At 65.5% G+C, this 12718-nt stretch carries 14 protein-coding genes, 1 pseudogene and 1 riboswitch; of the genes and pseudogenes, 2 read left to right on the top strand and 13 right to left on the bottom strand.

All coding sequences use genetic code 11. From position 1 onward, the window contains the following. Positions 1-3: 3 nt before the first annotated feature. The 8 genes from ACRDTB_RS06940 to ACRDTB_RS06905 form a co-directional block, all read right to left on the bottom strand. The gene (locus ACRDTB_RS06940) at positions 4-1212 is read right to left on the bottom strand and encodes a CaiB/BaiF CoA transferase family protein (RefSeq protein WP_431429137.1); all 1209 of its coding nucleotides are present in this window, start codon (positions 1210-1212) and stop codon (positions 4-6) included. Then, a complete protein-coding gene (locus ACRDTB_RS06935; RefSeq protein ID WP_431429136.1) occupies positions 1209-2114 on the bottom strand; it encodes a DUF6282 family protein in 906 nt (301 codons plus the stop codon). The genes ACRDTB_RS06940 and ACRDTB_RS06935 overlap by 4 nt, the downstream gene beginning before the upstream one ends. Before the next feature lie 19 nt (positions 2115-2133). Continuing rightward, positions 2134-2652, bottom strand: coding sequence for a MaoC family dehydratase (locus ACRDTB_RS06930; protein ID WP_431429135.1), 519 nt, complete (start codon positions 2650-2652; stop codon positions 2134-2136). Continuing rightward, on the bottom strand, positions 2649-3575 hold the full coding sequence (locus ACRDTB_RS06925) for a hypothetical protein (protein ID WP_431429134.1): 927 nt from the start codon (positions 3573-3575) through the stop codon (positions 2649-2651). The genes ACRDTB_RS06930 and ACRDTB_RS06925 overlap by 4 nt, the downstream gene beginning before the upstream one ends. Before the next feature lie 7 nt (positions 3576-3582). After that, positions 3583-4386, bottom strand: a complete 804-nt coding sequence (locus ACRDTB_RS06920; protein ID WP_431429133.1) for an aldolase/citrate lyase family protein — start codon at positions 4384-4386, stop codon at positions 3583-3585. Between the two features lie 61 nt (positions 4387-4447). After that, positions 4448-5401 carry an ABC transporter permease gene (locus ACRDTB_RS06915; RefSeq protein WP_431429132.1) on the bottom strand — a complete coding sequence of 318 codons (954 nt, stop codon included), beginning with the start codon at positions 5399-5401 and terminating at the stop codon, positions 4448-4450. Further along, positions 5398-6225, bottom strand: coding sequence for an ABC transporter ATP-binding protein (locus ACRDTB_RS06910; protein ID WP_431429131.1), 828 nt, complete (start codon positions 6223-6225; stop codon positions 5398-5400). The genes ACRDTB_RS06915 and ACRDTB_RS06910 overlap by 4 nt, the downstream gene beginning before the upstream one ends. 32 nt (positions 6226-6257) lie before the next feature. Next, the gene (locus tag ACRDTB_RS06905; RefSeq protein ID WP_431429130.1) at positions 6258-7190 is read right to left on the bottom strand and encodes an ABC transporter substrate-binding protein; all 933 of its coding nucleotides are present in this window, start codon (positions 7188-7190) and stop codon (positions 6258-6260) included. Positions 7191-7654: 464 nt separating this feature from the next. Between ACRDTB_RS06905 and ACRDTB_RS06900 the strand changes: the two genes are divergently transcribed. Next, complete coding sequence (locus tag ACRDTB_RS06900; protein ID WP_431429129.1) at positions 7655-7975, top strand: hypothetical protein; 321 nt, start codon at positions 7655-7657, stop codon at positions 7973-7975. A gap of 118 nt (positions 7976-8093) precedes the next feature. On the opposite strand, the gene ACRDTB_RS06895 is transcribed toward ACRDTB_RS06900, so the two are convergent. The 4 genes and pseudogenes from ACRDTB_RS06895 to ACRDTB_RS06880 all read right to left on the bottom strand — a co-directional run bounded on the left by ACRDTB_RS06895 (position 8094) and on the right by ACRDTB_RS06880 (position 10043). Then, the gene (locus tag ACRDTB_RS06895) at positions 8094-8408 is read right to left on the bottom strand and encodes a DMT family transporter (protein WP_431429128.1); all 315 of its coding nucleotides are present in this window, start codon (positions 8406-8408) and stop codon (positions 8094-8096) included. 10 nt (positions 8409-8418) lie between these two features. Then, a riboswitch (guanidine-III (ykkC-III) riboswitch) is annotated at positions 8419-8486 on the bottom strand. A 264-nt stretch (positions 8487-8750) separates the two neighbouring features. After that, positions 8751-8918, bottom strand: a pseudogene (locus ACRDTB_RS06890) (Lsr2 family DNA-binding protein); the annotation flags it as partial. 54 nt (positions 8919-8972) lie between these two features. Continuing rightward, on the bottom strand, positions 8973-9383 hold the full coding sequence (locus ACRDTB_RS06885) for a dihydrofolate reductase family protein (protein ID WP_431429127.1): 411 nt from the start codon (positions 9381-9383) through the stop codon (positions 8973-8975). 117 nt (positions 9384-9500) lie between these two features. Further along, positions 9501-10043 carry a pyridoxamine 5'-phosphate oxidase family protein gene (locus ACRDTB_RS06880; protein ID WP_431429126.1) on the bottom strand — a complete coding sequence of 181 codons (543 nt, stop codon included), beginning with the start codon at positions 10041-10043 and terminating at the stop codon, positions 9501-9503. Positions 10044-10346: 303 nt separating this feature from the next. Here ACRDTB_RS06880 and ACRDTB_RS06875 point away from each other — a divergent pair, with 303 nt between their 5' ends. Further along, a complete protein-coding gene (locus tag ACRDTB_RS06875; protein WP_431429125.1) occupies positions 10347-10706 on the top strand; it encodes an NUDIX domain-containing protein in 360 nt (119 codons plus the stop codon). A gap of 827 nt (positions 10707-11533) precedes the next feature. Here the strand turns inward: ACRDTB_RS06875 and ACRDTB_RS06870 are convergent. Next, positions 11534-12691, bottom strand: coding sequence for an acyl-CoA dehydrogenase family protein (locus tag ACRDTB_RS06870; RefSeq protein ID WP_431429124.1), 1158 nt, complete (start codon positions 12689-12691; stop codon positions 11534-11536). Positions 12692-12718: the final 27 nt, after the last annotated feature.

Genomic DNA, 12718 nt, shown 5'->3' with positions numbered 1-12718 from the left:
CGTTCAGATGACCTCGCGCCGTTTCAGCTCGATGAACTCCGCCTCGGACATACCCAATTCCTGGCGGTACCACCAATCGTTGTCCGCCCCGAGCGGCCGGCCGACCCACCGCAGGTATCCAGGATTACTTGCCATGCGGGGCACAACGTCCTGGACCTTGACCGTTCCCAGCGTCGGGTGCGGCATGTCCACCACAACCTGTCTGGCCTGGAAATGGGGATCGTTCATGATGTCCTCGACCGAGAGCACCGGGCCCATGGCGGCTTCGGCCTTCACGAACGCGTCGAGCACCTCCGCCGAGTCCCGCTCGGCGATCCACTCGGCGATCAGCGCGTCGACCTCGTCCGCGTTCTCCAGCCGAGCGGCATTCGTGGCGAACCGCGGGTCGTCGATCAGGTCCGAACGGCCGATGGCGGTCAGCACGCGGAGCGCGATCGTGTTCGTAGCCCCAGAGATCGCGAGCCACTTCCCGTCCTTCGCCCGATACATGTTGCGCGGGGAATTGAACGGTATGCGATTGCCCGTCCGGTGCTGGACCACACCGAGTTGGTCGAACGCCGGCACCTGCGGCCCCAGCAACGACATGAGCGACTCCACGATGGACAGGTCGACGACCTCGCCGGTCGTGCCATCGGAGTGGTCCCGGTTCCACAGGGCCACCATCGCCGCGAACGCACCAAGGTAGCTGGCCGTGCCGTCCGCGAGGCCGAAGGGCGGCAACATCGGCGGACCGTCCTCCTCCCCATTGATGTGGGCGAAGCCACTCATCGCCTCGGCGAGCGTGCCGAAGCCCGCCCGGGAGGAGTACGGCCCGGTCTGGCCGAACCCGGTCGTCCTGACCACCACGAGGCCTGGCCGCTCCCGCATCAGCACGTCCACGCCGAGACCAAGGGCCTCCAGCTTGCCCGGGCGCATGTTCTCGACCACGACATCGGCCCGCCGAACCATCTGGAGCAGCAGGTCGGGCCCCTCGGGAGCCTTGAGGTTCAGCGTGACCGTCCGCTTGTTACGGCCGGCGACCAGCCACCACATCGACTCGTCGTCCTTGCGCCACCCCATGTTCCGGACCGGGTCACCGCCTCTCGGCTCGACCTTGATCACGGTCGCACCGAAGTCCGCGAGCAGCGTGGCGACGAGTGGCCCGGCGAACATCGTGCCGATGTCCAGCACGACGACATCCTTCAACGGGGCGGGGGCGGAGGTACTGTTCATCGAGCGGTCCTAGTCTCCTGGCGCAGGGGATCCATACCCAATGCTCGTGCCGGGTTGACACACGTCATCGTCTCGATGTCGGCTCGAGACAGGCCACAGTCCAACATCGCCTCGACGTACCGGACCATGCCCTCGACCGGACACGGGTTGTGCGGCTGCCCGAGGTCCGTCGCCATGATCGTCGACTCCACACCGACCGCGCGAACGCGTTCCGCCACCGACGATGCCGGCCAGTCCAGCGGCGGGTACATCACCACCGCCACCCGTTCGAACCACACGTCCCCCGCTGCCGCCAACTCGCGTTGCTCGTCGACGCCGAGCCCGATGAACGGCATGTCAGGATGAGTCACGATCACTCTGCGTACCCCACGCCGTCTCGCGCGCTCGACCACCAGCATGACCTCCTCGGCGGACAAGTGCCCGGTCGCGAGGGTGAGTCCACATTCGGCGATTGCCGCGAGCACCCGGTCGACGAGCGGGTTGAGCTGACCGGATTCGTCCACAATGGTGACTGGTGTCGGACGCGGCTCGCCCTCACCGGGCAGCGTGGGGAAGTTGCCGACGTCCTGCATAACGTGGTTCGACGAGTCGATGGTGGGCAGCCACACCACCTTCGCACCCAGCCGAGCGGCGCTGGCCACCGCGGGGGCGTTCAGGCCGCCGCTGGAGTACGCGTTCAACGCGAGACCGCCGAACACGTCGAGACCGGTGAGGTCGGCAACCAGACCGGCACGCCCTGCCGTCATCGTGTGATGGCTCTTGAGCACCAGCCCCCGGTAACCGGCCGCCCTCGCCCGTCGGGCCAGGGTCAGGTCGTCCAGGAGACGAGGGACCGCGTCCGGCGACGTGTGCACATGCGTGTCGATGATCCCGGTGGGCAGATCTCGCGTTGGCCCGCTCACGCTCGCTCCCCAAGCTGACTCATGCGGTCGGATTGCGCCGCTGGTACAGCGCGATCCGCTGCGCGTGAATCCGATCCCTGCCCTCGGAACCGACGATCCGCTCCTGGAACGTCACCATCCCCCGGTCGGCCTTGCTGGTCCCCCGTACCGAGATGACCGTGCTCTCCAGACGCAGCCGGTCGCCCACGTAGACCGGGACGAGGAACCGCACGTCGTTGAGTCCCAACAGGCCGACCGTACGCTGCTCGGCGATGGCGCCATGCAGCGGCAGCATGACGCCGACGACGAGCGCCCCCGGCAGGACACGGTTGGTGAAGCCCACCTTCTTCGCCAGGTCGATCTCTCGGTGGATGCGCGAGCTGTTGAGCGTCAGGTCGTTGAACAGCTTGAGGTGCGCCATGGTGATGTCGATTTCGGGCGAGACCAACGTACGACCACGGGTGAGGTCCTCGAAGTAGACCGGTGGGGCGTCGCCGTATTCCGGTTCGCGGCCGATGTTTGTCTCCGCGTGTGTCTCCGTCGGCGTCTCCGTCGTCATGATGCGCTCTCCTTCGTACCCGTTCGGTGTGTGGATGCGGTAGCAGGCAAAGCAAGGAGGCGCTCGCGCAACTCATCGTGGCGCAGTCCACCGTCGTCGCCAAACGTGGCGTCCAGCCCGAGGGCCGCGACGTGCTCAAGACCGACGACCGCGCCTTCGGCGGCCGGGCATCGCATGCCCAGCTCGGTGAGGCTGGCGATGGAACCACGCAGATCGTCACTCATGCGCGTGGCGTGCTTCGCGGAATGAGCGAGCAGGTAGTCGTCCACTCCGAAGGCGAGCTCCGCCTCCGCACCCGCACGGAGTCGGAGCCGTCGGAGCACCTCGACGTCGAGGCCGGTCGCCACCGCTCCCAGCACCGCCTCCCACTGCAGTGCCTGATAGCCCTTCGACAGTATTTGCAGAATCGACTTGTACGCGGCCGCCATCCCTACCTGGTCACCGATGACGGTGCAGTCGGCCAACACGACTCCGGCCAGTTGCCGGCATTCCTCGGCTCGTTCGCCCGATACGATGGTGATCGCGTCGCGGCCCGCGAGTATGGGCGGCTCAAGCAGAGCACCGTCGACGTAGCACGCGTCCGGCAGGCGCGCCGAGGCGTCCCGTTTGCGCGAGGGTGGCGCGTTGGTGAGATCGAGGACCAGGTGTCGGGTTCGGTCGAGCGAGGCCGCCGACAGCGTGTCGGCGACCTCGCTGACGGCGGCGCTCAGCGTCGCCACCACGATGAGGTCGCACTCGTCGACCAGGCTGTCGACGGATTCGACGAGGCGAACGTCGGCCTGCGCCGCGCGATCCCGAAACGTCCGTTCGTACGGTGGGAAGTTCCGCGTCCCGTGGTTGTACGCCAGGCACGGTACCGACCGCGCACGATGGAGGGCGAGGTGGTAGCCGACTTCGCCGAATCCGTACAGGCCGACCTTCATGCGAACGTCACTCGCTCACCTTTGCCAACGCATCGACGACATGCTTTCCAGCCATCTGGAGCAGCAGCTCGGGCGTCTGGTAGAGAATGATGTCCACGCCATGCTCGCGCAGCTTCTCCGCACGATCGGTCATCAGGGGAAGCGTGCTGAACCCCATGGCGGTGTTCGCCCACATCGCGACTCCGTACCTGTCGCAGAGCTTGCGGAGCTTGTCGACCATGTCCCACACCTCGGGGTGGTCGCTGTTGACACCGTGTCCGAGCGAGACCGCCGTGTCGGTCGTTCCGATCATCACCACCTTGAGCCCGGGCGTGCTCACGATTTCTTCCATGTTGTCGAAACTCGCCGGGCTCTCGATCAGCGGGACCATCAGCGTGGACTCCTCGAGGCTCTTCACGTGAGCATCAAAGGTCTCCCTCGTGAACGGAATCGCGGACAGGTTGCGATGCCACTCGCCGGCAACCTTGAGTACTCCCTCGACCTCCCAGCGATCGCTCACCGAGAAGACCACTCCCTCGGCGCCGATGCTGAGCGCGCGGCCGGCGTCGACGATGATCTGCCCGTTTCGCTGCACCGCCCAGGGCTCGGCCTGGACTCTGATCAACATCGTCATGCCGCGCTCCCGGCCGGCGCGCACCATGTCCGCGGCGTCCCGCCAGGTCGTCTCGGTGAACATAAGGTCGACGACCGTGCAGTCGAATCCGGCCTCGGCAAGTGTCACCATCAATGCGCTACCCGGTGAGAGGGAGATGGTGCTCGTCGCCGTCTTCTTCTGCTCGAGTTTGGTCCAGAGCCGTGTTGCGCCACTCATAGAGAAACCACCCGTGGTTGTGTGTTGGAGTCGGACTACTTGATGCAGAACTCGAGCGTGGTCACTGGGCCACCCTCGCCGCGTTCGCCTCACGAGCGCCGGCCTCTTGCCAGCGAAGAGCTCTCCTCGTGGTCGCTCCGGCGAACGCATTGGCGATGTAACCGACAGCGACCAGGACCGACAGCGTGGCGAACGTTCCCGACGTGTTGAACTGGGCAGCGCTGCGGGAGACCAGGAATCCGAGGCCGCGGTTCGCCGCCAGAATCTCTCCGACGACCGCGCCCACGAGCGAATAGGGAATGCAGATGGTAAGTCCCGTCGCGATCCACGACAAAGCGGAAGGGAGTATGACATATCGGAATATGTGCAGGCGTCCGGCACCCATGATCTTGACGGCGTTGATAAGTCGGCTGTCGACGGCCTGCACGCCGGTGTAGACAGTCGAGAACATCAGAAAGAAGACCAGGACCGCGGTCAGCACGACCTTGAACTCGTCACCGATGCCGAACCAGAGTATGAGCAGCGGCGCGACCGCCAAGCGTGGGAGGCTGTATGCCGCGGTGATGAACGGTTGCAGGACTCGGCCAAGCGGTTTGACTCGACCGAGAATCAACGCTACGAGCAGGGCTATACCGGTGCCGACCAGGAAGCCGAGTCCCGCGACACGCAACGTCACCACTCCGTGGTAGAACAAGCTACCATCGGTTATCCAGTCGGAAAGTCGCTCGTATACTGCCGACGGCTTGCTGACAAGAATCTCGTCGACCCACCGACCCGACGAGAACTCCCAGAGCGACAGGAAAGCCAGCAGCACGGCAAGCCTGATGATGGCGTACTTGAGGCGTCCAGACGATGTGCCCGATCCCCGCTTCTTGTTGGCTTGGCCCGTGGCTGACACGGTCGGCCGAGAACTGCCCGATCCCTCCCCGGCGACCGGCTGGTCCGAGGAGCTCTTCGGTGGCGCAACGGCTTTGTCCGTGCTGGTGCGCCCGATCGCCTCGTCCTGGTTCCTCACGGTTCACCCACCCGAACTCCGGAATCGTCCGGCGCGCTGGCATGTAGGAGCAATTCACGTAACTCGGCGTCTATTGCGACATACTCGCTGGTCCCACGCAGGGCACTCATGTCCCGTCCCGTCCCCAGGGGAACGGGAACGTCCCCGACAACGCGTCCATCCGGTACGCCGAGCACGACGACGCGATCGGAGACGAGGACGCTTTCCGAGATGTCGTGGGTGACGAACAGGACGGTTTGGCCGATGGCCTCCACGGTTCTCCGCAACTCACCCTGCAGCTGAGCGGCGAGTTGGGCATCCAGAGCCGCGAAGGGCTCGTCCATGAGAAGCATCTTCGGCGACGCGACCAGGCTCCGCGCCAACAGAGCTCGACGTTTCATGCCGCCCGAGAGTTGGGCGGGAAACTTCTTTGCGCTGTCCTCGAGGCGCATGAGTCGTAACAGTTCCGCGACCTTGGCCTTGATCTCGTCTCGGCTCATCCTGTCGTCGTGCGTGCGCCGCCTGATGAGCAAGGGCAGAGCCACGTTCTGCCAGGTCGTCCGCCACGGCAGGAGCGTGTCATCCTGGGTCATGTATCCAACCGCCGTGTTGACTCCGGCCAGCCGGCGGCCGCCGAAGTGAACCTCTCCGAAGATCGGCGACAGCAGGCCGGCTGCGAGGTTGAGGAGTGTTGACTTCCCGCAGCCGCTCGGCCCGAGAATTGACACGAACTCACCCGGTGAAACATTCAGCGACAGGTCTTGTAGAACGGAATCACCTTGAGGAAAGGCGAACGACACACCTTTCAGTGACAAGATTGGCGTTCGAGTCACATCGACCTCCACGATCGTTGCCCGCCGGCTAGTTGACTCGGTGACTATTCCTGTGCCGCCTTCAGGACGATGTCTTCGTAGGCGATGTCCGAGTAGTCCGTCTCCCCGGACTCATTCATCGACTTGATGAGACCATCGAACAGTTCTTTGGTGATCTTGGCGTTCGGCGACCAGGTCGGAGCGTTGAGTTCGAACCCGAGTTGGAAGGCCTCCGGGTCGGTGTCGCTGTAGTACTCGGTCCTGAGCATCTCACCCGCGCTCTCGGCATCGTCGTCGAACATCGCATACGCGTCGTTCAGCGACTGGTACACCGCATCGGCGGCCTCCGGATTCTGTTCGACCCAGTTCCTTGTGGCCGCAACGCTCGCAAACAGAGCGCCGATCTCGGGTACATCACCATCGGGAAGGGAGATCCACTTGAGTCCGCTTCCATCGAGGATGTTCCGTTCGAGCCCGACACCCGCGGCATGCGAGACGGCGTCGTACTGTCCTTGGGTCAACCCGTCGCTTAGCGTCGGAAAGTCCGCGACATTGATGATCGTCACGTCTCGATCGGGATCCAACCCGCCGGCCTGAAGGATGAGCCGAAGGAACAGGTCGTTTGCCGAACCGGCCGTGGCGGTACCGATCTTCAGTCCCCGAAGTGCCTGAATCCGTTCCCGCGGCGACGCATTCTCCGACACGCCCGACTCCTCTGCCTTGTCCGGTCGGAGCAGGACGATGTTCGCCGGAGCGGCACCACCGCCCAGGAACACGAAGTCAGCCCCCTCGCCGATGGCGGCGACTACTGCGCTGGAGCCCAACGCCGCCACGTCGAGGTCACCGTTGAGCATCGCCGCGACGGTGTCGGTACTCCCCCGCGTCTGTGTGTAGGTCACGTCCAGACCGTGCTCGGCAAAAGTGTCCGCGGCCACGGCCAAGAGCGGTATTCCCAGCGAAAGCGGCGTGGTGGCCGTGGCGAAGTTGACGGAGGTCACGGACGAGGAATTGCCCTGAGGGGATTCGCTCGAATCCGCATCCGAGCACGCGACTGGTAGCAGGAGGACAGTCGCGGCGATTACCACCTTCCACCGCCGCAGGGACCGGCGAAACCAAGCGGTCTCGGTAGCGCCAACCGACCACGCCTTCGGGGTCGTCACACGGCCCATGGAGCCCTCCGTGAATGTGATGTATTAGGTACCTGATGATGGTCTACTGCAGGGCTGCCCATGTCAAGCGATGCCTGAGCAGGGACTTAGCCCTGAGCCACTGATGACCCACCGCACCCTCTATCACTCCAAGCAGTAGAGGTTCACCGTGCGTAATCACCCTGAGTCCAGGCGTGTCAGGTGACACGCACCGGCCGCCGGACTGTGCACTGTGGACGAGTGCACATGTCAGGCCAGCCAATCTCCCCCGCTCCGGGGTTTCCGCACGATGCGTAGCGCCACGCTCGTCAACCATGCGCCCGCGCCAGGTGAACACCGAGGCATCCGTGGACTCGCACGCTTCGATCAACCCACCGGCGACGGCGAGGTCCACAATGGCCGGTCCGAACCCTCCTTGGCGACTGTCGTTCCGCGCAGCCCTGCTCGGCCACCTCAACATCCAAACCACCCGCGGCTGCGTCGCCGTCTTCGACGAGGACATCGTCCGCCACCACGTCGCCTTCCTCGACCAGCACGCCTGCATCCGCTGCCCGATGCTGCACATCAACCCAAGATGCTTCCTGCGAGCCAAACGGGACGACACCCAACGCCGGGCCGCCCGCCCCCACTGTTGACCTCGGTATTCCCGTCCTCGCCCGAGCCCCTTTTCAGCGGGAGGAGGTCCACTGACAACCTCGCAGCAACATTGACATCACCGCACAAGCTGCAGTCATATCGATAGGCGGACGTCAGTCAGTGCGCAAGCTTGAGCCCGACGACACAACCGATCAGTCCGAGCAGCAGGAAAAGTTTGATCATGCTGACCGGTTCCTCACCGGTCAGCATGATGAACGCCACCGTCAGGGACGCGCCGACGCCCACCCAGACCGCATAGGCGGTGCCGACCGGCACAGTACGCATGGCGTAAGCCAACCCACCCATGCTGGCCGCGAGGGCAACGAAAAAGACGATGGAGGGTACCGGGCGAGAGAAGCCCTCGGTCTTCCCGAGCGCTACCGCCCACACCGACTCCAAGACGCCGGACACAACGAGCACGAGCCAAGCCACGACCACTCCCAGTGGCCGTCTTGTCGCGCTCCGGGTACGGCTCCCTCGTCCGGCAGTCAGATTACCGACTGACGACAACAAGTCTACTCCGTCTACAGGCATGTAGGCCGCTGGCCCGCCCCTGGCCTCACGCAGCCGCCGACAACGGGAGAAGTCGAAATGCCAGCCCGATGCGCCCAACCGATCGTAGTGCGGATAAGCTCCTCGGAATACAACGTTTCGCCACTCAAGAAATCCACGCGTAGACAGTCGAGAGATCAGTCCTTCATTGCACGAGAACGGCGCCCGGGGCTTCCCATTCTCTGCCACTGCCGCCTTCTGGTCAGCCTGCGCCTGCCGATACGCATCGACTACCTGAGCGTGTATCCGGCCGCGGGCTGCGAGTTCAATGTCGTTCGCCTGGGCCCATTCCCTGATTTGCGCAGCGTCGCCGCCGGCCGAACCGCCTGGGCCCTGAACTCTGCGGGCGCCTCGCTTAACCCGACCGCCGGTGCGTCGTCCGTGCGCGATGTATTCCCTGAGCGAGTCTCGACGCTGATCTGCATTGGAGTCAGAACTGTCCGCCTATTTCATGATCTCGTAGCGCAGACGTACCACGCCGTTTTCGAACGATGTGGCCTCGACCGGATTCAGGTCTTGCCGATCCTTGAAATGCGTGTTCCGTCGCCGCGTGACGCTGGGCAGACGAGCAGGGTGATCTCGTCGACGACGCCCGCGTCCAACAGGGAGTGCATGAGTTTCAAGCTTCCCCACAGCCAGATGTCCTTGCCGCTCTGCTCCTTGAGCTTGCGGATGGTGGCGACCGGGTCGCGCGTCACGGTCGCGGCGGGAAAGTCGGCCCCGGGGGACGGCATCCAGCTTCGACGAAGCGACGAACTTGGTGAGGTTGTTGAGCTTCTCGCCGTACTCGCCCTGGTCGTCGGCGTACGGCCAGTAGTCCTTGGCCTGGGCGTAGGTATTCGCGCCGAGAATCATCGTGCCGAGCCCGCCGTCCTCCTCCGCGGCGATGTTGTCGACGGTTACCCACTGGTTCCGGCCGGGTGGTGGGCTTCTCCGGTCGAGGCGGGGTGGCTCGCTCCATGCGCCGGATAGTCATGACTTCGACGTTCCTGGCTCGTCGGACCGCACGCTGTTGCCACTCTGCTGCTGACGTTCCGCACGCTGCTGGACGAGTTCCTCGACGGCGCTGGGCAAGGTCGTCTCGAAGTCGATCAGCTTCGCCCACGTCGGCGTCATCACGATGCGGACCATGCCGTCGTAGAGCGAGCGGACCTCGGCCTCCCACTCGACCCGTTGCTCGGCCGTCATCTCGTAGGAGCCGTTCATCTCGAGGTACTCCTCGGGAATGCCGTCCACCTCGTCGAGTTCAACAGTGCCGCGCACGAGCAGGATCTTGGGCGGGTGCACCTCGGTGTCGATCGTGATGGCGACGGTCGGGTTCTGACGGAGCGAAGCCAGCTTCGGGGCGTTCTTCGACGTGCACATCACGGCCTCCTTGCCGTTCCAGGCGAAGGCGATCGGGATGTTCCGCGGTGTCCCATCCTTGGCCACGTAGGCCAGGCGGCAGAGGTCACGAGCCAGCATCTCCTGGCTCAACGGGCGTTTGAGGATCTCGGTGATCTGGTCGTTCGTCATGGTGGGCCTCCTGAGGGCGGTGCGACCATGGTGGTCGCTTCTGCCCCTGGGACGGAGTCGTCACGCCGTTCTCGACATCCTTGCCAAACTTTCCCCGCGCCCTACGGACACGTGTCCGTAGGGGTCGCGTGAACGGTGCCGTCAGCAGCTCAGAGCGCCCGGCAATAGGCGCGGGTTACTCGAATCGATGGTGGGTGGGGCGTACCGGCCATCGGTAGATCGCCAGGACCCGCCCTCAACCGAGTAGTCCAGGGTGGTTTTTTTGGCGCGCTGGATCGGCACGGGCTGGGTATCGTGCCGCAGGTGACCACGCCGGACCCTGTTACACCCGCAGCCGCCGCCGTGTTGCCGGTGGACCAGTACGTGGCCGGGCTGGCCCGCAAGCGCATGGCCGCCGGGGTGCTGTTCCGTGACAAGGCTGGGCGGGTGCTGCTGGTCGAGCCGTCCTACAAGCCGAACTGGGAGATCCCCGGCGGCGCGGTGGAGGCCGACGAGTCTCCGTGGGATGCGGCCGTCCGTGAGCTGGGTGAGGAGCTGGGTTGGGATCGGCCGTTGGGGCGGCTGCTGGTGAAGCCGCTGTTGGCCGACCGGCTCGCGGCCGCGCTCCACGCCGTCGAACAGGGCGCGACCGTGTTGTGTGAGCAGGGACAGCGCATCGCCTGATCGCCGAGGTCCTATGCGGTCATCAGCGCGGAGGAGTCGTCCCTGCGTGGTGCTGGGACCGCGGTGCCCTGCTTGCGGTGTGGTGTTTGCCGGCGGTGCTAGCCACGTCGCTTGATGTCTCCTCGGGGCTCGCGGCAGTCAAGATTGCCGCCATCTTGTCGCTGGCATTGGCCATTCTGAACATGGCGCCGATCTACCCGGCAGTCTCCTCGGCACCGCCGCCACCACCCTGGAGCAAGCGTTCGACCCTGTTTCACCTCGGTCAGCGGCCGTGCTCCAGGTGCTCCAGGCTTACGTGTCACCGTCCACAACGGACAGATAGACAAGATCGCCCGCCACCATGTCTCGACAGGTCAACGGGTGTTTCGCACGTGACGTTTGATGGTGGAGGTGGACGATCGTGCGGCGGCGCGACGTCGAGCGGGCGCTCGCGCTGTGGCGCGGCTGGCGACTGGCGGCGCTGTTCGCCCACTACGACGTGCTGCTGCGGCCCGGGCGCCGGGCAACCTGCTCCCGGACTGTCCACATTGTCGCGGAGCCCAGGACCGGGAGCTACTGTCTCGGCGCCGCTGGCGTCACCGTCGACGAGGTCGACACGGCGTGTGGGCAGCGTCGATGGCCCCGCCACCGGCGACCGGAGCATCGGCGAGCACAGCAGCAGCCGACCTGGCATGCCTACTTCCTCCCCCGCGTGGTGAGCGGCTCCGCCACCACACCGCCCACGTCCTGTCGGCGTTCCCGCTGGCCGAGGTCGACCCGCGCCGTGGGCCTGGTCGTTGATGCCGGAGGCAGCGTGCTGGACGCGGATCTCGCCGGCCGTGAACGCATCAATAGCCGCGGGGAAGGCCGAGCGTTCGCTGAGCGAGGTAGTTGAGGGTCATCTCTTGGCTGACGGGGGCCAGGCGGAGCAGGCGCGCCTCGCGCCAGTAGCGCTCGATGTGGCACTCGACGGCATAGCCGAGGCCGCCGAAGGTCTGCAGGGCGCGGTCGGCTGCGTCGAAGCCCGCCTCGGCGGCGAGGTACTTGGCCATGTTGGCCTGTTCGCCGCAGGGCAGCCCGGCGTCGTACCGGCGGGCGGCGACTAGGCACAGTTCCCACGCCGCGGTGAGTTGGGCGAAGGCGCTGGCCAGTGGATGGCTCAGCGCCTGGTTGGCTCCGATCGGGCGTCCGAAGACCACGCGCTCCTGGGCGTAGCGCGTCGCCCGCCGCACGGCGGCGAAGCCGATCCCGACCGCCTCGGAGGCGAGGAGGATCCGCTCGGCGTTGAGACCGTGGAGCAGGTGCTCGAAGCCGCGTCCTTCCTCGCCGACCAGACGCCCGCCGGGCACCGGCAGGTTCTCGTAGAAGGTCTCGCAGCTGGCAACGGCGTTCCGGCCGAGCTTGGGGATCGGCCGGATCGTGACGTACGCCGGGTCGAGGTCGGCCAGGAAGAGGCTCAGGCCGTCGAACCGGCCCTTGTCCGCAGCGCCAGTCCGGGCCAGCAGCAGCACCACTTCGGACTCCATCGCCTTGGAGGTCCAGATCTTCTGCCCGTTGACGACCCATCCGTCGCCTCGGCGCTCGGCACGGGTGCGGATCTGTGAGGTGTCAGTGCCGGCATCGGGCTCGGTCACACCGAACGCGACGTGCAGGTCCCCGGCCGCGGCTCGGGGAAGGAACTCGGCCTTGAGCTCGTCGGAGCCGAACTTCACGACCGGCATCAGCCCGAAGATGGTCAGGTGCAAGGGCGTGCAGCCATTCATCGCGGCACCCGACTCGGCGATCGCGCGCATCATCACCGCGCAGTCCGTGATGCCGCGCCCGCCGCCGCCGTACTCCTCAGGGATCGAGAGCCCGACCCAGCCGTCCTTGGCCATGTCGACATAGAACGCCCACGGGAACTCGTGCTTCTGGTCGAGCTCGGACCAATAGTCGTCCGGATAGTCGGCGCAGCGTCGAGACACGCCTTCCTCGATAAGAGCACGGTCGTCCGCCCGGTCGTCCATGTCCACTCCTGTTCCTCGCCGAACAAG

This window comes from Actinophytocola sp., from assembly GCF_050699935.1.
Taxonomy (GTDB): domain Bacteria; phylum Actinomycetota; class Actinomycetes; order Mycobacteriales; family Pseudonocardiaceae; genus Actinophytocola.
The sequence above is the reverse complement of the archived record's forward strand: the minus strand, read 5'-3'. Positions and strand labels throughout refer to the sequence as shown.

Bases quoted from the DNA above. Each gene is read 5' to 3' on its own strand.
- ACRDTB_RS06885 (WP_431429127.1), bottom strand. From the start codon at position 9,383: ATGATTCTCGGCGCGAATACCTACGCCCAGGCCAAGGACTACTGGCCG.
- ACRDTB_RS06930 (WP_431429135.1), bottom strand. From the start codon at position 2,652: ATGACGACGGAGACGCCGACGGAGACACACGCGGAGACAAACATCGGC.
- ACRDTB_RS06940 (WP_431429137.1), bottom strand. From the start codon at position 1,212: ATGAACAGTACCTCCGCCCCCGCCCCGTTGAAGGATGTCGTCGTGCTG.
- ACRDTB_RS06920 (WP_431429133.1), bottom strand. From the start codon at position 4,386: ATGAGTGGCGCAACACGGCTCTGGACCAAACTCGAGCAGAAGAAGACG.
- ACRDTB_RS06870 (WP_431429124.1), bottom strand. From the start codon at position 12,691: ATGGACGACCGGGCGGACGACCGTGCTCTTATCGAGGAAGGCGTGTCT.
- ACRDTB_RS06925 (WP_431429134.1), bottom strand. From the start codon at position 3,575: ATGAAGGTCGGCCTGTACGGATTCGGCGAAGTCGGCTACCACCTCGCC.
- ACRDTB_RS06900 (WP_431429129.1), top strand. From the start codon at position 7,655: ATGCGCCCGCGCCAGGTGAACACCGAGGCATCCGTGGACTCGCACGCT.
- ACRDTB_RS06880 (WP_431429126.1), bottom strand. From the start codon at position 10,043: ATGACGAACGACCAGATCACCGAGATCCTCAAACGCCCGTTGAGCCAG.